Origin of the sequence: Enterovirga sp., assembly GCF_028290205.1 — a bacterium.
Lineage (GTDB): Bacteria > Pseudomonadota > Alphaproteobacteria > Rhizobiales > Beijerinckiaceae > Enterovirga.
On sequence record NZ_JAQGKF010000099.1, the window covers coordinates 1 to 18,969 of the forward strand.

Here is an 18,969-nt window from a genome sequence, read left to right on the forward strand (position 1 = left end):
TGTCGGGTGCGCCACCCCCTCGCCAAGCCGTAGCCGGGCCCCCTCGCTCGCCCTGAAGAGCCGGTTTCCCGCAGCGCCGGAGCCGCGCCGCCGCCGGCTATCTGGCCCGGAAGGGCACCACCCGCCCCTCGTCCGCGGTCTTCACGCTCCGGGCAATGGCCCGCTCCAGGTCCTCCTGGAAGAACGGCTTGCTGAGGCGGAGCAGGCCGGAATCTGTTCCGGCTGGCAGCTCGGCATAGCCGGTCGCCAGCACCACCGGGAGGTCCGGCCAGGTGCTCCTGATCTCGGCGAGAAGCTGGGTGCCGAGCATTCCGGGCATGAGCTGATCGGTCACCACGAGATCGACCTTGGCACCGCGGCGCAGGACGCGCAGCGCTTGCTCGCCCGAGGTGGCCTCGATCACCGAGTGGCCGAGGTCTTCCAGCATCGCGGCCGTGTTCATCAGGACAAGGGCGTCGTCATCCACCGCCAGCACGGTGAGGCCCGGGCTCGCCGCCCGGACGGCCGGCGCGCGCGCGGGCGGGGCGGCCGGCCGTTCGACTGTCGCCACCGGCAGCCATAGCTCGGCCGCCGTGCCTTCCCCCGGGGCGCTGCGCAGCACCAGCGTGCCCCTGGATTGCTCGGCAAAGCCGTGGATCATGGACAGGCCCAGGCCGGTGCCCTTGCCGACGCCCTTGGTGGTGAAGAACGGCTCCACGGCGCGGGCCAGGGTGGCCTCGTCCATTCCGGTTCCGGTGTCCGACACCGTGAGGCAGACATAGGGGCCGGGTTTGAGGCCCTTGGGGCCCCCGGTCCTCACCTGCGTCTCACGGGCGGAGATCACGATCCGGCCGCCTTCCGGCATGGCGTCGCGCGCGTTGATCACGAGATTCAGCAGGGCCAGTTCGAGCTGGCCGCCGTCGGCCAGGGCGGGGGGCACCCGCAGCGGGAACTGCGTGTCGATCTCCACCGTCGGTCCGATCGAGCGCTGCAAGAGGTCGGCCATGCTGCGGACCAGTTCGGGCACCTCGACGGGCTCGGTCCGCAGTTCCTGGCGGCGCGCGAAAGCCAGCATGCGCTGGGTCAACGCGGCTCCCCGCTTCGCGGCTTCGGTCGAGTTGTCGATCAGTTGCGCGATCTTGGGGTCGTCCGGCACCCGCTTGCGGAGAAGGTCGAGGCTGCCGGTGATGACGGCCAGCAGATTGTTGAAATCATGCGCCACGCCGCCGGTCAGTTGCCCGACGGTTTCCATCTTTTGCGACTGGAGGAGCCTGGCGCGCGTTTCCTCGAGGGCGAGCTGGGCATCGCGCCGCTCCGTCACGTCACGGGTCACCTTGGCGAAGCCGATCAGCTCGCCCTGGTGGTCGCGGATCGCGTCGATCACGACATGCGCCCAGAACCGGGTGCCATCCTTGCGGACGCGCCAGCCCTCCTGCTCGAAGCGGCCTTCGGTCAGCGCCGTCCAGAGGGCCCGGGCCGGCAATCCGGTGGCCCGGTCCTCGTCGGTGTAGAAACGCGAGAAGTGTTCGCCGACGATCTCGGATTCCGTGTAGCCCTTGAAGCGCTGCGCTCCGGCGTTCCAGTTGGTGACCCGGCCGTCGCCGTCCAGCATGTAGATGGCGTAGTCGGTCACGCCCTGGACCAGGAGACGGAACCGCTCCTCGCTGCGCCGCAGCTCGTCCTCGGCGGCCTTCTTCTCGCTGATGTCGCGGGTGATCTTGGCGAAGCCGAGCAGCCGCCCCGAAGGCGCCCGGATCGGGTCGATGATGACGTGCGCCCACATGCGCGTGCCGTCCTTGCGGACGCGCCAGCCCTCCTGCTCGAAGCGGCCCTCGTTCTCGGCGGTCGCCAGCGCCCGCGCCGGGAGTTCGGTGGCGCGGTCCTCGTCCGTGTAGAACCGCGAGAAGTGCTGGCCGATGATCTCGTCCGCGGTGTAGCCCTTGAAGCGATGGGCGCCGGGGTTCCAGCTCGTCACGGTCCCGGTCGGGTCCAGCATGTAGAGGGCGTAATCCGTGACGGCCTCAACCAGCAGCCTGTAACGCTGCTCGTCTGAGATTGGCTCTTCGGTCATCCCGACCCTTGTGCGGTGGCGCCTGCTCGTGCGCCGGGCGAGAGCTCTGAGGCCACAAACCCGACCGAACGCGGAAGACGCGGTTTGGTTCCGTGTCCTTGGCCTTCCGCATGCCCCAGGCGCGGCGGCGCCCGCGGGGCCGGCTCCGGGCGGCCGTTCGGCCCGACTTGCGGGCGCGCCGCTCTGCCGTGATGCTGAAGGCGGCTTCGGCACCGGAGCCCGCGACCGCGCCAGAGCGACGCGGCCCTGCGAAGCTCCCGGAGACTTGCGTGGGCCCGACCGAGACGCAGCCGCGAGCCAGCCCCGCACCCGACCACGAGGTCGTCATCGTGGGCGCCGGGTTCGGCGGCATGGGGGCGGCAATCCAGCTCGGCCGCATGGGGATCGGGTCGATCCTCATGGTGGACCAGGCCGACGATCTCGGCGGCACCTGGCACCTGAACACCTATCCGGGCGTCGCGGTCGACATCGCGTCCGTGACTTACTCGTATTCCTTTGCGCCGAACCCGCATTGGAGCCGGCAATTCGCGCCCGGGGCCGAGCTCAGGGCCTATGCCCACGACGTGGCTGACCGGTACGGGCTGCGCCGCTTCATGCGGTTCAACACCCGGGTCGAGCGGGCGGTCTATGACGAGGCGGCCTCGTGCTGGACCGTCTATCTCGCCGGCCAGCCCCCCGTGACCGGCCGCATCCTGGTGGTGGCGACGGGATTCCTGTCGCAGCCGAAGCGGCCCGACATCGCCGGGCTCGACGATTTCGCCGGCAAGGTGATGCACACGGCGAAATGGGACCACAGCTACGATCTCACCGGCCGCACCGCGGCCGTGATCGGCACGGGCGCCACCGCCGTGCAGCTTCTGCCCGAGATCGCCCCGCGCCTGGCCCGGCTCTACGTGCACCAGCGCACGCCGATCTGGGTCTCGCCGAAGCGGGATCGGGCGATTCCGCCGCGGCTCCGGGCGCTGTTTGCGCGCCTTCCCGTGGCGCAGCGGCTCGCGCGCGCCGCCAATTCCACGCTGCTGGAGCTGATGCTGGTCACCGGGGCCCTGCATCACCGGCAATTGCCGTTTCTGGCCCGGACCACGGAGCAGATCTGCCGGCGCCACATGGAGCGTCAGATCGCCGACCCGGAGCTGCGCCGAAAGCTTACTCCGGCCTACACCTTCGGCTGCAAGCGCCCGACCTTTTCCAACGACTATTACCCGGTCTTCACCCGCTCCCATGTGGAGCTCGTGACGGAGCCCATCGCCCGCATCGAGGCCGATGCGGTGGTCACCGGCGACGGCGTCAGGCGGGCCGTGGACACGCTGGTGTTGGCAACCGGCTACAAGGTCTGGGAGCCGGGCAACTTCCCGGTCTTCGAGATTGTCGGCCGCTCCGGCATCGAGTTGGGCGCCTGGTGGCGCGAGCACCACCCGCAGGCCTACGAGGGCATCACCGTCCCGGGCTTTCCGAACCTGTTCAACCTGCCCTCGCCCTACGCCTTCACGGGGCTGTCCTACTTCTTCACGATCGAGGCGCAGATGAAGCACATCGCCCGCTGCCTGGGCGAGATGCGCCGCCGCGGCGGCCGCAGCTTCGAGGTCACAAGCGAGGCGAACGACGCGTATTTTCGCGAGATCAAGCTGCGCATGGGGAGCTCGGTGTTCACGAACGGCCATTGCGCGCCCGCCAACAGCTACTACTTCAATCAGCACGGCGAGGCGTCGCTGCTGCGGCCCATGTCGACGCTGCAGGCCCTCTGGCGGGCGGGGCATTTCCCGCTCGCCCATTACCGCTTCGGCTAGGCGGCGGACGAGGTTGTCGCCCGCCCGCCACCCGGCTGCCGCACCAAGCCCTAATTGAGCTCGTTCTTCACCAGCCGGCCGCCCTGCATGATGATCGGCATGTGCCGGCCCTGGCCGGTGAGGAGCGACAGGTCCGCCAACGGGTCGCCATCCACCACGATCAGGTCGGCATGGGCGCCCGCCGCCACGGTGCCGATCTGGCCCTCCATGCGGAGAAGGGTGGCCGCGTAGGAGGTGGCCGAGCGGATCACCTCGATAGCCGGGAGGATCTCGCCCCGGATCACAAACTCCTCCGACTGGTGCCGGTGCATGGGACCGAGGAGGTCGGTGCCATAGGCCATGGTGACGCCCGCCTCCCGCATGATGCCGAGGGATTCGAGGCCAGCGAGCCGCACGTCGTCGATCTTGGCGACCGAATCCGCCGGCAGCCCCAGCGCCGCGCCCTCGCTCTTCAGCTTCTCGTAGGTGACGAGGGTCGGGCAGGCGATCGCGCCGCGCTCGCGCATCAGCCGCGCCGTCTCCGGGCGGATCAGGTTCGCGTGCTCGACCGAGCGCACCCCGCATTCCACGGCGCGCCGGATCGCCTCGTCGGTGTACAGGTGCGCGGCCACATAGGTCTGGGCGTTCTCCGCCTCCTCGACGGCGGCCCGGATCTCGTCGCGCGAATAGCCCAGAAAGGCGATCGGATCGGTCGGCGAGGCGACGCCGCCATTGGCCATGATCTTGATGAAGGTGGCGCCGCGCCGGATCTCGTCGCGGCAGGCCTGCCGCACGGCGTCGACGCCGTCGGCGACGCGGCCCAGCGCGCCGAGCCGCCGCGCCTGGTAGGCGAAATCGCGCTCCTCCGTGCGGCCGCGCAGATCCGCATGGCCGCCGGTCTGGGACAGGGCCTTGCCGCAGATCACGAGCCGGGGCGCCTCGATCAGCCCCTCCTCGATCGCCTGGACCAGGGCATGCGTGGCGCCGCCGAGGTCGCGCACAGTGGTGAAGCCGCGCCGGAGCATGCCCCGCATGATCTCGGCCGACCGGAAGGCCACCAGGGCGTCCGGCAGCAGCGCGTTGCCGCCAAGATCGGCCAGCGTGGCGATGACGTGGACGTGGCAATCGATCAGCCCGGGCATGAGCGTGCGGCCGCCGAGATCGACCACCCGGGCCCCTTCGCGCCGAATCGTCCGATCCGAGACCTCCCGGATGCGGCCGCCCTCGACCAGGATGTTGGTATCGGGCCGCGGCTCGTCCGCGGTGCCGTCGAGCAGGGCCGCATGGGTGAACAGGATAGGGGTGTCCGGCATGGTGTCGCAGATGCTCCGTCGGCCCCGCTCTGTGGCCGAGCCCCCAAGATCCGGAAATGTCGCGGTCCCGGCAAGCCACCCGGCCGGAACGCCGGAGCGCGGCTCCGCATTGCAGGGCCGCAGGGCATCGGCTACAGCCCGAACCCCTGATCAGCGGAGAGCCGGCCGGTGGCCCAGACCAACGTGAACCCGAGTGCCGCCTACCGTCCCGAGATGGACGGCAAGGCCCACGAGCGGACCTATGACGGCTTCGTGCATTTCACGGCCGTCGGCTCGATCTTTGTGGCCTGCATCGTGGTCGGGCTGGCGCTCGGTGGCGTGAAGCACGCTTGGCTGTCTGCCGTGTTCATGATCCTGCTGGCCCATATCGCGACCGGCATCGGCCTCTTCTCGACGGCGGTGTCCTGGCGCGCGCCGGCCGTGGTGCTGGGCCTGATGCTGCTGATGCTGCTGCTCTTCTAGGACTTGCTGCCGGGCCTCTCGCCCGGCCATGATGAATGCGGACCTGGCCGGGCTGCGGCCGAGGGCGTGTGACGGAGTGGAGTGCTGAGATGCGGATCGCGGTCCTGTCGGACGCCCCCAGCGAATCCCGCGTCGCGGCGACGCCCGAGACGGTCAAGAAATACGCGACCCTCGGGGCTTCCGTCGCCGTGGAACGCGGTGCCGGCGTGGCGGCCGGGGTGCCGGACGGTGAGTTCGAGGCCGCCGGCGCGACGGTGGCGGACCGGGCCGCCGTTCTGGGCAATGCCGACATCGTCCTGTCCGTCCGCCGTCCCCGGGCGGAGACGCTGGACGGCGCCAAGCGGGGCGCCCTGCTGATCGCCGTGATGGATCCGCATGGCCACGAGCGCGAGGTGCGCCTTCTGGCCGAGCGGGGCCTCGCGGCCTTTGCCATGGAATTGATGCCCCGCATCACGCGCGCCCAGGTGATGGACGTGCTGTCCAGCCAGGCCAACCTGGCCGGCTACCGGGCGGTGGTGGATGCCACGGCCGAATACGGGCGGGCGCTGCCCATGATGATGACCGCGGCCGGCACCGTGCCGGCGGCCCGCATCTTCGTGATGGGCGCGGGCGTGGCGGGCCTCCAGGCCATCGCTACGGCGCGGCGGCTCGGCGCGGTGGTGACCGGCACGGATGTGCGCCCGGCCGCCAAGGAGCAGGTGGAGTCGCTCGGCGCCAAGTTCATCGCGGTCGAGGACGAGGAATTCCGTCAGGCCGAGACGGCCGGCGGCTACGCCAAGCAGATGTCGGCCGAGTACCAGGCCAAGCAGGCGGCCCTGACCGCCTCTCACATCGCCAAACAGGACATCGTGATCACAACGGCCCTGATCCCGGGCCGGCCCGCGCCGAAGCTCGTGACGGCCGAGATGCTGGCCTCGATGCGGCCGGGCTCGGTGGTGGTGGACCTCGCGGTGGAGCGCGGCGGCAACGTGGAGGGCGCCCTCGACGGCGAGATGTCCACCACGGCCAACGGGGTGAAGGTGGTGGGCTACTCGAATGTCGGCCGGCTCGCTGCGACGGCGTCCAGCCTCTATGCCCGCAATCTCTACAGCTTCGTCGAAACCCTGGTCGACAAGAGCGCCAAGACGCTGGCCGTGAATTGGGACGACGAACTGGTCAAGGCGACGCTGCTGACCCGGGACGGGCAGGCCGTGCACCCGCTCTTCGGCGCGGCCGCGGCGCCCCAGCCGACCCCGTCGCAGCCGGCCCTCGCACCCGCCGCCACCCCCGCGCCGGCCCCCACCCTGGCCGACGCCGTGACGCTGTAGCGTGAAGGTTTCCTTCACCACCCGAGACCTCCGGAGACCGTGCGGATGGCGATGACCAACGACCAGGCGCTCGAAGCCGCCAAGCACTCCGCCGGGCAGGCCCGGGCCGCCGCGGAAGCGACGCAGAGCTATCTCGATCAGATCGCGCCGGGCCTCGCCCAGGCCGCCAGCGCGGCGACGGGCGGCCATGTCGATCCGGTGGTGTTCGAGCTCGCCGTGTTCGTGATGGCGGTGTTCGTCGGCTACTACGTGGTCTGGTCCGTGACACCGGCCCTCCATACGCCGCTGATGTCGGTCACCAACGCGATCTCCTCGGTGATCGTGGTCGGCGGCCTTCTCTCGGCCGGCGTCGCGGTCGGGCCTGGCCTGCAGGGGCACGGCTGGGCACGGGCCTTCGGCTTCCTCGCCGTGATCATGGCAGCGATCAACATCTTCGGTGGCTTCCTGGTCACCAACCGGATGCTGGCCATGTACAAGAAAAAGGGCTGAGCGATGTCCGGCAACGTCTCGGCCCTTCTCTACCTCGTCTCGGGCATCCTCTTCGTCCTGGCCCTCCGGGGCCTTTCGCACCCGACCACCTCCCGCCAGGGCAACCTGTACGGCATGATCGGGATGGGCATCGCCATCCTGACCACGCTGATCGGCCACCCGCCGTCCGGCGCGCTGGCCTGGCTGCTGGTGATCCTCGGCCTCGGCCTCGGCGGGGGCGCAGGCGCGGTGATCGCCAAGCGGGTGCCGATGACGGCCATGCCGCAGCTCGTGGCCGCCTTCCACTCCCTGGTCGGCCTCGCAGCCGTGATGGTCGCGGCCGGCGCGCTCTACGCCCCGCTCGCCTTCGGCATCGTCAACCCGGCCACCGGCCGCATCTTCGGCGGCTCCCTGTTCGAGATGTCGCTCGGGGTCGCCATCGGGGCCGTCACCTTCACGGGGTCGGTGATCGCCTTCCTCAAGCTCGACGGCCGCATGTCCGGGGCTCCGATCCTGCTGCCCCAGCGCCACCTCATCAACATCGCGCTCGCGGTCGCGCTGGTGATCCTGGTCGCCGTCCTGATCCGGACCCAGAGCCACCTGGCGTTCTGGCTGATCGTGCTCGTTGCCTTCGTGCTCGGCGTGACGCTGATCATCCCGATCGGCGGCGCCGACATGCCGGTCGTGGTGTCGATGCTGAACAGCTATTCGGGCTGGGCGGCGGCCGGCATCGGCTTCACGCTGCACAACCTGGCGCTCATCGTCACGGGCGCGCTGGTCGGCTCCTCGGGCGCCATCCTGTCCTACATCATGTGCCGGGGCATGAACCGGAGCTTCGTCTCCGTCATTCTCGGCGGCTTCGGCGGCGAGACGGGCGGTGCCGCTGCCGGCGCCGTCGAGAGCCGGCCCGTGAAACAGGGTTCCGCGGATGACGCCGCCTACATCATGCAGAACGCCGAGAAGGTGATCATCGTGCCGGGCTACGGCATGGCGGTGGCCCAGGCCCAGCATGCGCTGCGCGAGATGGCCGACAACCTGAAGAAGGCCGGGGTCGAGGTGAAATACGCCATCCACCCCGTGGCCGGCCGCATGCCGGGGCACATGAACGTGCTCTTGGCCGAAGCCAACGTGCCCTATGACGAGGTGTTCGAGCTCGAGGACATCAACGGCGAATTCCCGCAGGCCGACGTCGCCTTCGTGATCGGCGCCAACGACGTCACGAACCCGTCCGCCAAGACCGACAAGTCCTCGCCGATCTACGGCATGCCCATTCTCGACGTGGAGAAGGCCAAGACCGTCTTGTTCATCAAGCGCGGCATGGGGTCGGGCTATGCGGGCGTCGAGAACCCGCTGTTCTTCAAAGACAACACCATGATGCTGTTCGGGGACGCCAAGAAGATGGTGGACGCGATCAACAAGGCCATGGCGCATTAAGGGAGTCGGGGAGTTTCATGTTCGAGGCCGCGCTTGACCACATCCACATCCGCAGCCTCGATCCGGACGCGGCCGCACGCTTCTATGTCGATCACCTCGGCGCCACGCTGGGGGAGCGGCTCGAGACGGAGAAGCTGCTGCGCGTCGCCGTGGCCCTTCCCGGGCTGAACATCTTCATCGACCGCGTGCCCGAGGGCACCCGCCCGGCCAGCCCCCGTCCGCATCGCGGCCTCGAGCATTTCGGGCTGCGCGTGCCGCAGCTCGACTCGGCCGTGGCCGAGCTGAAGGCCAAGGGCATCGAGTTCACCATGGAGCCGACCGAGTTCCGGCCGGGGCTCCGCATCGCCTTTCTCCGCGGCCCGGACGACGTCTCGATCGAGCTGCTGGAGCGCACGGCGGTCTGACCGGCTCCGGCCGGCGAAACGCAGGGGCCGGCCGGAACCGCTCGGCCGCGTCGGAACCGGCGCTCGGTCGAGGCGCTTGAGGGGCGGGACGCCGCCGGTCTGACGACCGCCCGGGCGCCGCGGAAGCACGGGAGTAGACCATGGCCCAGCCTGGACCGGACCGCACGCGCCGGCGCGAGGAGGCGGCCGCGCCGTCCGGAACCCGGCCTCCGAAGCCGGAGGTCGGGCTCAAGCCCGCGCCGCAGCTCAGCCACGAGGCCATGGCGCTGGACCTGCCGCCAGGCGAACTCTCGCCCGAGATGCAGGCCTATTTCGCAAAGTGCGAGGAGAAGATCGGCTTCGTGCCGAACGTGCTCGTCGCCTATGCGCATGACCGCGCCAAGCTCGACGCCTTCGCGGCCATGTACAACGACCTCATGCTGGCTCCGTCCGGCCTGTCCAAGCTCGAACGCGAGATGATCGCGGTCGCCGTGTCGAGCCAGAACCGCTGCTACTACTGCTTGGCTGCGCACGGCGCCGCCGTCCGCCAGCTCTCCGGCGATCCGGCTCTCGGGGAGCTGATGGCCATGAACTACCGGGCCGCCCGGCTCGCCCCCCGGCACCGCGCCATGCTGGACTTCGCCGTTACGCTCACGGTCGAGCCCTGGTCCGTCGGGGACGAGCACCGCGCCGCTCTGCGCAAGGCAGGCTTTTCCGACCGCGACATCTGGGACATCAGCGCCGTGTCGGCCTTCTTCAACATGTCCAACCGGATGGCGTCCGCCGTCGATATGCGGCCCAATTCGGAGTATCACGGGCAGGCTCGAAACCACGAATCTGGTTTGTAGTATCGTCCTGTATAACGGACGGTGTAAGGAGAACCATTCTCCTCAGGATCCGAACCATGCTGTCCAGGCTCGTCGCGGCCGGCCTTGCCGTTGCCGCTTCCTTCGCCCTTCCGAGCATCGCCGCGGCCCAGACCCCGATGCGGGTGGGCGTGATCCCGATCATCGGCGCGGCCCCGCTCTTTGTGGCCAATGGCGCCGGCTGGCTGAAACAGGCCGGCATCGACGCCCGCGTCACCACCTTCGAATCCGGCCCCAACATGATCCAGGCGCTCGCCTCGGGGACGCTCGACGTCTACGTGGCCGGCGTGATGCCGCTGGCCGTGGCCCGGGCCAAGGGCGTCGAGTCCAAGGTCGTCACCGCGACCGCTGTCGAGGAAATGGTGTTCGTGGCCGGGCCGAAGCTCGCGCCCTATTTCGCCGACGGGGTGTCGGCCGCCGACGCGCTGAAGCAGTTCCGGGCCAAGGAGGGCAAAGCCGCGCGGCTCGCCGCGCAGCCGCCCGGCTCCGTGCCCAACACCACGCTGCAGCACTGGCTGTTTGCCGTGGGCAAGGTCGACAAGGCTGACGCCGAGATCATCTCCATGGGGATCGACGGCACGCAGCAGGCGGTGCTGGTCGGAGCCGTGGAGGGGGCGGCCATCCGCGAGCCGGCTCTGACCATCCTCCAGGGCCGCAATCCGCGCATCAAGCTGGTGGCCACCGGCGGGGAAATGTTCCCCTCCCAGCCCGGCACCGTGGTCGCCGTGACGCCGGCCTTCATGGCCGCGAACCCGGCCGCCGTGCAGGCGCTGGTGGATGCGCTCGTCCGGGCCGACGCGATGCTCAAGGCGAAGCCGGCCGAGGCCGCGCCGTTTGTCGAGCAGTCGCTCGGCAAGGGCATCGTCGACCTCGCGACCATCACCAAGGCGCTGACCTCGCCGGCCTCCCGCTTCATCACCGACCCGCGCGCCATCATCGACGCCACGGCCAAGATGCAGAGCTACCAGGTCTCCATCGGCACCCTCGACAAGGAGGCGCCCCTGGACGGCCTGTTCGAGCCGCGCTTCTACGACCAGGCGGTGAAGTCGGGCGCCAAGTGACGGGCCCGATCAGGCCGGCCGCCCCCTCCGCTGCGCTGGCCAGTACGGCGAGGGCCGCATGACCCGCCTCCGCCGCACCGTTCTGGCGGCCCTCGGGCTCGGGCTGTTCCTCCTGGTCTGGGAGGCGCTGCCGCGCTTCGGGCTGCTGAACGCTGCGCTCGTGCCCCCTCCCTCGGCGATCCCGGCCGCGCTCGCGAGCGAGATCCGATCCGGGGTGTGGCTCGCTGCCGTGCTGTCGAGCCTGTCGCATTACGCGACCGGGCTTCTGGTCGGATCGCTGCTTGGCGTGGCGCTCGGCACCGCCAGCGGCATGTTCCGGCTGGTCGAGGACCTGACCGCCTGGATCGTCCGGCTGATCCGGCCGATCCCGGGCCTCGCCTGGGTGCCGTTCGCCATCATCTGGTTCGGCGTCGAGCCGGCCGCGGCGGTGTTCATCATCGCCATCGGCGTGTTCTGGATCGTGTTCTTCGCGACCCAGGGCGCGATCCGCGGCGTCGATCGCGATCTCGTCGAGGTGGCGGAGGCCTTCGGCTTCCGGTCGGCCCGCGCCCGGCTGGTGAAAATCCTGCTTCCGGCCGCCACCCCCGGCATCATGGTCGGGCTCCGTACGGCGCTCGGCCAGGCCTGGATGGCGGTCGTGGCCGCCGAAATCTTCGGCGTGCCGGGTGTCGGCCAGCGCATGATGCAGGCCTCGAGCCTGCTCGCGACCGACATTGTGCTCGTCTACATGCTGACCATGGCCGCCCTGTACGGGCTCATCGATTCCGCCTTCGTGGCGGCCCAGAACTGGCTGCTCCGATGGCGGACGTGATCGACATCCGCGGCCTCGCGCTCACCTATGAGCGCGATGGCCGCCGCACCGAGGTCCTGCGCGGCCTCGATCTCGCCATCCAGCCCGGCGAGTTCGTGGCCATCGTGGGCGAATCCGGCGTCGGCAAGTCGACTCTGCTGCGGGTGCTGATCGGCCTCGCCCAGCCGAGCGCCGGCACCGTCGAGGTCCGGCCCTCGCCGGACCGTCGCGAGAGCCGCCTGCCGCCGATGGCCCTGGTGTTCCAGGATTCGCGCCTGCTGCCCTGGCGCCGTGTGGCCGCTAATGTGGGCTTTGGCCTGGAATGGCGCGGCGTGCCGGCGGCGGAGCGGCGCCAGCGCGCGCAGGCCATGCTCGACCTTGTGCGGCTCGGCGATCTCGGCAGCCGCTGGCCGCATCAGCTCTCCGGCGGCCAGCGGCAGCGCGTCTCGCTGGCCCGCGCGCTCGCCGAGGAGCCGGACGTGCTGTTGATGGACGAGCCGTTCTCGGCCCTGGACAGCCTGACGCGGGAGGACCTCCAGGACGAACTCCTGCGCATCCGCCAGGAGACAGGCCGCACCGTGCTGTTCGTGACGCACGACATCGACGAGGCGGTCTACCTGGCCGACCGGGTCATCGTCCTGACCGGCCGCCCGGCCGGGATCGGGGCGGAGATCCGGGTCGACGCGCCGCAGCCGCGCAACCGGCGCGATCCGCGCCTGGCCGAGACGGCCCGGGCGCTCCGGGCCGAGCTGTCGCAGCGCTCGGCGGAGCTGTAGCCGGGCAGGGCGCGGTTCGGCCGGCCCCGCCCGGGGCCGGTCACCGCGCCCGGCGCGCACCGTCCAGCGCCGATTGCGGGTCGAAGCTCGCGCCCGGCTCCCCCGAGCGCCCGCCGCAATCGCGGCAGATGTGCCGGAACAGGTACTCGCTCTCGCGGTCGCGCCGGGCGAGCTTCTGGTCCAGCGTCTCGGGGCCGGCCGCATAGCCGGAGGGGTTCACCGTGATGGCGAGCGGAGGCCCGGCCGGCGGTTCCGCACGCCCCTCCTGGCCGGCATCGAGCAGGAGGGACACCAGGGCGAGCCCGAACGCGAGGGCGGCCCTCACCCGCGCCGGGGCCGGACCGCCGGATCGCGGGGCGGGTGCCCCTCGGCCCGAACGGCCGCGTAGACCTGCGAGGCCCGGCCCTCGAGCCCCCAGGGGCCCGATTCCGGCCCGATCACCCCGGCGGCTCCCAGCGGGATCACGCGTTGGGCGAGATCGGCGAAGATCTGGGCGAGCCCGCTTCGGCTGAGGGGCCCCGGTTGGGCAGGCATGGCTCGAATCCTCCGATTTCAAAACCATGCCACATGCGCCCTGGACGGTTCCCGACCGCGTCCTGCAGCGAACGTTCATGTCGGTGCAATCAGGGGTTCGGCCAGGGCGGCAACTCGCCCCGCATGTGCTCGAACGCGGCGGCCACGGAGAGCACGCCTTCATCGTCGAAGCGCCGGCCGGCGATCTGCACCCCGATCGGCAGGCCGTCGCCGGTCATGCCGCACGGCACCGAGATCGCGGGCTGCTCGGAGAAGTTGAACGGCACCGTGAAGCCGATATGCTCGAACGGCCGGGCCGGATCGTGCAGGGGCGAGGCCAGCTCGGCCGCGAAGGCCGCGACGGGCGCCACCGGCGACAGCACGAACGCGAAAGCGCCGGTGGCGGCGAGGGCGGCGTCCCGCATGGCCCCGAACTGGCTGACGCCGTGATAGACCTCGGCCCCGGTCAGGTCCCGGCCGCCCTCCGCCCACTCGCGGATATAGGGCAGGATCTTCCCGCGCTGCGCATCGGACAGGGCCGAGATGTCGGCCCAGGCCCGCTGGCGCCAGAAGCGGTCGAGACCGTCGATCATGCTCCGGGTGAGAAACGGCGCCACGGGCTCGACAACCGCACCCGCGGCCTCGAACAGGCGTGCGGCGGCCTCCACCGCCGCCGCGACCTCCGGATCCACCGGCAGGCCGATGCCGGCCTCGCGCCAAAGCCCGATCCGCAGCCCTTTCGGGCTCATGGCCCCCGCCTCGAACCGCAGCGCCGCGGGAGGCAGGCTCATGCCGTCGCGCCCGTCGGGCCGCGACAGCTCCCGCATGGCGAGGGCCGCGTCGGCGACGGTCCGGGTCATCGGTCCGGCGGCGCGGCCCCAATAGGGCGGGTCGACCGGCACACGGCCGAAGCTCGGCTTCAGGCCGACCACGCCGCACCACCCAGCCGGGAGACGGATGGAGCCGCCGATGTCGGTGCCGAGATGGACCGGGCCGTAGCCGGCCGCCGCGGCCGCGCCGGCGCCGGCCGAGGAGCCGCCCGGCGTCCGGGACAGGTCCCAAGGATTGCGGCTGACCGGGTGGAAGCTCGACAGTCCCGAGGACAGCATGCCGTAATCCGGCATGGTGGTCTTCGCCAGGATCACGGCCCCAGCCTCCCGCAGGCGGGCTGCCGGCGGAGCATCGGCCGGCGCGGCAAGGAGTTCGCGGGCCGCCGTGCCGAGCGGCATGGGATCGCCTGCGGTGGCGATGTTCTCCTTGATGGTGACGGGAACGCCTTCGAGCGCCCGGGCCTCGCCGGCGCGCCAGCGCCGTTCGGATTCGCGTGCCGCCGCAAGGGCGTCCTCGGGCCTGAACAGGTACAGCGCCCGGAGCTTCGGCTCGAGCCGCTCAACCCGGGCGATGACGGCACGGGTGACGTCCACCGGGGACAGGTCCCCGGCCGCGAACCGGCGCAGCAGCTCGGTCGCCGAGAGGTCGGCAAGGGATTCGCCGGACGGAGGTGGGGTCATGCGGGGCGCCTCGCCGTGAGATGTCGAGGGGCCACCTGGATCACAGCCCGGGGGCGGCGGGAAGCGGCAAGCATGGAGGCGGCGGGCGGCGCGGCGGCGTGTCCAGGCGTGTCTCGGCCCAAGGCGCGCGGCAGCAAACCTTTCCGGCCGGGCTCGGGCCGGCCGGCCATTGTCGACCGGGAGCCACCGGAGCCGGCGGCCCCAAGCGGGGGAGGCCGGCTACTCGACCTTTTCGTTCGGGTAGACGCCCCAGAGCCGCTCCTGCTTCATGAAGCCGGTGAGGTCGCGGGCGTTGGGGAGCACGATGACGACGCGGCACCAGCCCTCGCGGCAGCCCTTCACGCTGGCGATCACGTTGGGCTGCAACTGGGCCACCACGGCGGACCTCTCGTCGGCCCGTTCCAGCAGCGGCAGGGGCTCGGCGCCGTTCTTGGCCCAGGGCATCACCAGCGCGGTGCGCCGTCCCGACAGCAGCGAGTGCAGCACCCAGCCCTCGGTGCCTTCGGCGTCGCGAATGCGGCGCCACGTCTCGTGTTCGGCCGTGATCTCGACCGGGAGGCCGGCCCGCTGAAACACCCACGCTGTCCTGTGATCCTTGGACGGCCCCTCGCGCAGGTTCACACGGTCGGTCTTGAGGCTCACGTAGCGGGGCAGCGGCAGGCCCGAGACCTTTCCGGCCGGCAGTTCGGTGGCAGACCGGCCGGGCAGGGCGCTGCCAAGGAGGGCGGCGAGGCAGGCTGCGAGAAACGCTGCCGGCCGCAGGCCGCTGCGAGCTGCGGGGTGCTGTCGCATCTGGACCTCCGCCATGCGTTGTCTAATTCCGATGCTCTGCTAGGAGAGGCGCGCCTTAGCGGCGTTCCGCGCCGGGCGCCAGCGGTCGCTTGCCGCCCCTGTCTCGCCGGTCACGGTTAAGTTCGGGTGAAAACACGGCCAAGGCCGAGGCGGGGAGAGTGATGGCGGCGCGTAAGAAGCCCCTGGTTGTGGTCACCCGCCGGTTGCCGAACGCAACCGAGACCCGAATGCGTGAACTCTTCGACGCGGAGCTGAACCTCGACGACAAGGCGATGGGGACGGCCGAGCTGGCCGACGCCGTGCGGCGCGCCGAGGTGCTGGTGCCGACCGTCACGGACGAGATCGACGCCTCCCTGCTGGCTCAGGCGGGGCCGGACCTGCGGCTGATCGCCAATTTCGGCAACGGCGTCGACAACATCGACGTCCAGGCGGCGCTGGCCCGGGGCATCACGGTGACCAACACGCCGGGCGTGCTGACCGACGACACCGCCGACATGACCATGGCGCTGATGATGGCGGTGGCACGGCGGCTGCCCGAAGGCGCACGGGTCATTCCGCACGACGAATGGGCCGGCTGGTCGCCGACCTGGATGCTCGGCCGCCGCGTCACCGGCAAGCGGCTGGGCATTGTCGGCATGGGGCGGATCGGCCAGGCCGTCGCCAAGCGGGCGCGCGCCTTCGGCCTTTCCATCCATTACCACAACCGCCGCCGCGTCCCCGTCGCCATCGAGGAGGAGCTCGAAGCGACCTACTGGGATTCGCTCGACCAGATGCTGGCCCGCATGGACATTGTCACCGTCCACTGCCCGCACACGCCGGCCACCTACCATCTGCTGTCGGCCCGGCGGCTGAAGCTGCTCCGGCCGCAGGCCCTGGTGGTGAACACCGCACGCGGCGAGATCATCGACGAGAACGCGCTCGCCCGGCTGGTCGAGTCGGGCGACATCGCCGGCGCCGGGCTCGACGTGTTCGAGCACGAGCCCTCCGTGAACCCGCGCCTCATCAAGCTCGCCCGTCAGGGCCGGGTGGTGCTGCTGCCCCATATGGGCTCGGCGACCGAGGAGGGCCGGAACGACATGGGCGAGAAGGTCATCATGAACATCCGCACCTTCATGGACGGCCACCGGCCGCCCGATCGGGTGCTGCCGAGCATGCTCTAGGCGGCGAGCCGCTTCTCGAGGCGGCGTGCCGCCTCGCCGTCTTCGTAGTAATCCGCGACCTCGCCGATCACCCCGTAGCCGCCGGCCTCATAGAGCCGGGCGGCCCGCGCATTGTCCGCCCGCACCTCGAGCCGCATGCGGTCGCAGCCGGCCTCCAGTGCTGCGCGCTCGGCCGCCGCCACCAGCGCCCGTCCAACACCCCGCCCGGCGGCGGCCTGGGCGACGGCCACAGAGGTGAGCCGCCCGAGCGTCGAGCCGCGCCGGATCTGAACCAGCACGTACCCGGCGAGCGCGCCCTCGCACTCGGCCGCCAGTGCCAGGATGGTGGGCGACCGGATGGCGTGCAGGAGATCGCGCCGCCCCAGCCGGTCGCCCGGAAAGGCCTCCTCCTCCAGGCGCATGAGCCCGTCGAGGTCGCGCCGCTCCGCCGCTCGGATCGTCGCCCCGGCCGCGCCCGTCACTCGGGCGCGGTCCAGGGGTAGGTCCAGGTCTCGGTCAACGCCCGCTCGCCGGCCCGCAGATACGCCCGTAGATCGGTCGACTGGCCGGGTTCGATGCGCAGATCGAGCGCCGCCCGGAAGCCGCCCGAATGCTCGTTCGGAATCACCGAGGTCGCCACGATGCGGCCGTTGGACGCGTTGGCCACCAGCTGCACCAGCGCCGGATCGACGAGGTAGAAGCCGAGATTGCCGCCGGCGAAATCGATCAGGAAGCGGCGGAATCCCTTCTCGGCGGGCTCGGCCGAGCCGCTCGCCCGGGCAGGCGCGGTGAAGGTGTTCACGACCTTGCCGCCGGGATGGAGGTTGCCGCCCGCTGTCAGGCTCTTCAGCCGGTAGGCGTAGCTGGTCTCCTGCCCGGCCTCGATCGGCCGGGCCGGCGTCCAGTAGGCCACCATGTTGTCGTGGATCTCGGCATTGGTGGGGATCTCGACCAGCTCGACGCGGCCCTCGCCCCAATGGCCGGTGGGCTCGACCCAGTAGCTCGGCCGCTGGTGGTAGAAGGCCTCGAGGTCCTGGTAGCTGTCGAAGGTGCGGTCGCGCTGGATCAGGCCGAAGCCGCGCGGATTGCTGTCGGAGAACGCGGACACGGTGGTGTTGTGCGGGTTGCGCAGCGGCCGCCAGATCCACTCGCCCGAGCCCGAATGGATCAGAAGCCCGTCCGAATCGTGCAGCTCGGGCCGGAAATCGTCCCCCGTGCGGCGGTCGTTCTCGCCCGTGAAGAACATGGAGGTGAGCGGAGCGAGCCCGATCGAGCGGATCGGCCGGCGCGGGAACAGCGTGACGGAGACCTCGATCTCCGTCTCGGGAGCGGGATAGACGTCGAATCGATAGGCGCCCGTGACCGCGGCCCCATCCAGCAGGCCATAGACGGTGATCCGCTCCACCCCGGGCGGCGGCAGTTCCACCCAGAACTCGCGGAACACGGGGAATTCCTCGGGCTCCTTGCCGCCCACCCCGACGGAGAGGCCGCGTGCCGAGAGGCCGTAGCGCTGGTCGCGCCCGAGAAAGCGGAAATAGCTGGAGCCCAGAAAGGCGATCAGCTCGTCGAGCACCCGGGGGTCGTTGAGGGCGTAGTGAATGCGGAACCCGGCGAAGCCGAGATTCACCGGCAGGGGTCGCTCGATCTTGGTCTGCCCGTAATCGAACAGCTGCGGCTGGTACGGGATCGGGGTCGGCACCCCGTCCCGGATCACGTTCACGACCACGGGGCGGCGATACAGAAAGCCGAGATGGAACAGCTGCAGGCGGAACAGCCCGCCGCCCTGGGCCAGGAAGGAGCGCTCGGGCCGGAAGCGGATGCTGCGCCAGGCGTCATATTCGAGATTGTTGAGCGGCTCCGGCAGGGGCGGGACCGCCGCGTCCCACGGCGACGCCGCCAGGTCGCGGGCGCGCCGAATCACATCTTCGAAGCGGAAAGGGATCAGCGGCGGGGCCGCGTTGCCCTGGGCGGCGGCCGCGGTGGCCGCAAATGTCGCGATCCCGGCAAGGGCCGAGCGGCGGGTCGTATCCGTCATGAAGCCTGTCTGCTGACCAGGGAAGGAATCGGCCCCGCCTGTCCGGGGGGCTAGGCACCATTATGTGAAGGCAGGGCGCCGGCACGGCAACCCGCGTCCGCCGAGCCTGCCGGTGCCCGATTTCTGCCCTGCGAATACGAAGGCACTTGCGGCTGGGGGCAAATCACCCTATCTGCGCCTTGCCCAATTTCGCACGTGCCTGTGGCCGCGTGCCGGTTGGTGGGCATCCGGACAAGAGGCCGGACAGCCGCCAGGGTTTTAGGATCGATGCCGGAAGGGCGGGAGCCCCAAGGCGGCGATTCA

19 protein-coding genes are annotated in these 18,969 nt (G+C 70.6%); 11 read left to right on the forward strand and 8 right to left on the reverse strand.

The window, feature by feature from the left end; translation table 11 throughout:
• Positions 1-97: 97 nt before the first annotated feature.
• Entirely contained in the window at positions 98-2,050 is a 1,953-nt protein-coding gene (locus tag JWR86_RS06590) for a PAS domain-containing sensor histidine kinase (RefSeq protein WP_299562509.1), read from the reverse strand.
• A gap of 269 nt (positions 2,051-2,319) precedes the next feature.
• Here JWR86_RS06590 and JWR86_RS06595 point away from each other — a divergent pair, with 269 nt between their 5' ends.
• Entirely contained in the window at positions 2,320-3,837 is a 1,518-nt protein-coding gene (locus JWR86_RS06595) for an NAD(P)/FAD-dependent oxidoreductase (RefSeq protein WP_299562512.1), read from the forward strand.
• 50 nt (positions 3,838-3,887) lie between these two features.
• Here JWR86_RS06595 and JWR86_RS06600 read toward each other — a convergent pair whose 3' ends face one another.
• Positions 3,888-5,129, reverse strand: a complete 1,242-nt coding sequence (locus JWR86_RS06600; RefSeq protein WP_299562515.1) for an amidohydrolase family protein — start codon at positions 5,127-5,129, stop codon at positions 3,888-3,890.
• 168 nt (positions 5,130-5,297) lie between these two features.
• Between JWR86_RS06600 and JWR86_RS06605 the strand changes: the two genes are divergently transcribed.
• The 9 genes from JWR86_RS06605 to JWR86_RS06645 all read left to right on the forward strand — a co-directional run bounded on the left by JWR86_RS06605 (position 5,298) and on the right by JWR86_RS06645 (position 12,676).
• Positions 5,298-5,591 (forward strand): aa3-type cytochrome c oxidase subunit IV, encoded by a 294-nt coding sequence (locus JWR86_RS06605; protein WP_299562518.1) that lies wholly within the window; start codon positions 5,298-5,300, stop codon positions 5,589-5,591.
• 89 nt (positions 5,592-5,680) lie between these two features.
• Entirely contained in the window at positions 5,681-6,898 is a 1,218-nt protein-coding gene (locus tag JWR86_RS06610) for a Re/Si-specific NAD(P)(+) transhydrogenase subunit alpha (protein WP_299562521.1), read from the forward strand.
• 45 nt (positions 6,899-6,943) lie between these two features.
• Positions 6,944-7,387, forward strand: coding sequence for an NAD(P) transhydrogenase subunit alpha (locus JWR86_RS06615; protein WP_299562524.1), 444 nt, complete (start codon positions 6,944-6,946; stop codon positions 7,385-7,387).
• A 3-nt stretch (positions 7,388-7,390) separates the two neighbouring features.
• On the forward strand, positions 7,391-8,800 hold the full coding sequence (locus JWR86_RS06620) for an NAD(P)(+) transhydrogenase (Re/Si-specific) subunit beta (protein WP_299562526.1): 1,410 nt from the start codon (positions 7,391-7,393) through the stop codon (positions 8,798-8,800).
• Between the two features lie 17 nt (positions 8,801-8,817).
• Positions 8,818-9,204: a VOC family protein gene (locus tag JWR86_RS06625; RefSeq protein ID WP_299562529.1), complete on the forward strand. Its 387-nt coding sequence runs from the start codon at positions 8,818-8,820 to the stop codon at positions 9,202-9,204.
• Positions 9,205-9,464: 260 nt separating this feature from the next.
• Positions 9,465-10,031, forward strand: a complete 567-nt coding sequence (locus JWR86_RS06630; RefSeq protein ID WP_299562717.1) for a peroxidase-related enzyme — start codon at positions 9,465-9,467, stop codon at positions 10,029-10,031.
• Positions 10,032-10,087: 56 nt separating this feature from the next.
• The gene (locus tag JWR86_RS06635) at positions 10,088-11,110 is read left to right on the forward strand and encodes an ABC transporter substrate-binding protein (RefSeq protein WP_299562532.1); all 1,023 of its coding nucleotides are present in this window, start codon (positions 10,088-10,090) and stop codon (positions 11,108-11,110) included.
• Between the two features lie 58 nt (positions 11,111-11,168).
• A complete protein-coding gene (locus JWR86_RS06640; protein WP_299562536.1) occupies positions 11,169-11,921 on the forward strand; it encodes an ABC transporter permease in 753 nt (250 codons plus the stop codon).
• The gene (locus tag JWR86_RS06645) at positions 11,909-12,676 is read left to right on the forward strand and encodes an ABC transporter ATP-binding protein (protein ID WP_299562539.1); all 768 of its coding nucleotides are present in this window, start codon (positions 11,909-11,911) and stop codon (positions 12,674-12,676) included. Before JWR86_RS06640 ends, JWR86_RS06645 begins: the two co-directional genes overlap by 13 nt.
• Before the next feature lie 40 nt (positions 12,677-12,716).
• On the opposite strand, the gene JWR86_RS06650 is transcribed toward JWR86_RS06645, so the two are convergent.
• The 4 genes from JWR86_RS06650 to JWR86_RS06665 form a co-directional block, all read right to left on the reverse strand.
• Entirely contained in the window at positions 12,717-13,001 is a 285-nt protein-coding gene (locus tag JWR86_RS06650) for a hypothetical protein (protein ID WP_299562543.1), read from the reverse strand.
• Entirely contained in the window at positions 12,998-13,210 is a 213-nt protein-coding gene (locus JWR86_RS06655) for a hypothetical protein (RefSeq protein ID WP_299562546.1), read from the reverse strand. Before JWR86_RS06655 ends, JWR86_RS06650 begins: the two co-directional genes overlap by 4 nt.
• Before the next feature lie 89 nt (positions 13,211-13,299).
• Positions 13,300-14,700 carry an amidase gene (locus JWR86_RS06660; RefSeq protein WP_299562549.1) on the reverse strand — a complete coding sequence of 467 codons (1,401 nt, stop codon included), beginning with the start codon at positions 14,698-14,700 and terminating at the stop codon, positions 13,300-13,302.
• A 219-nt stretch (positions 14,701-14,919) separates the two neighbouring features.
• Positions 14,920-15,492 carry an SH3 domain-containing protein gene (locus JWR86_RS06665; RefSeq protein WP_299562552.1) on the reverse strand — a complete coding sequence of 191 codons (573 nt, stop codon included), beginning with the start codon at positions 15,490-15,492 and terminating at the stop codon, positions 14,920-14,922.
• Positions 15,493-15,650: 158 nt separating this feature from the next.
• Between JWR86_RS06665 and JWR86_RS06670 the strand changes: the two genes are divergently transcribed.
• Entirely contained in the window at positions 15,651-16,652 is a 1,002-nt protein-coding gene (locus tag JWR86_RS06670) for a D-glycerate dehydrogenase (protein WP_299562555.1), read from the forward strand.
• Here JWR86_RS06670 and JWR86_RS06675 read toward each other — a convergent pair.
• The gene (locus tag JWR86_RS06675) at positions 16,649-17,113 is read right to left on the reverse strand and encodes a GNAT family N-acetyltransferase (RefSeq protein WP_299562558.1); all 465 of its coding nucleotides are present in this window, start codon (positions 17,111-17,113) and stop codon (positions 16,649-16,651) included. The two genes, JWR86_RS06670 and JWR86_RS06675, sit on opposite strands and share 4 nt — an antisense overlap.
• Positions 17,110-18,666 (reverse strand): glucan biosynthesis protein G, encoded by a 1,557-nt coding sequence (locus JWR86_RS06680; RefSeq protein ID WP_299562561.1) that lies wholly within the window; start codon positions 18,664-18,666, stop codon positions 17,110-17,112. Before JWR86_RS06680 ends, JWR86_RS06675 begins: the two co-directional genes overlap by 4 nt.
• Positions 18,667-18,969 lie beyond the last annotated feature (303 nt).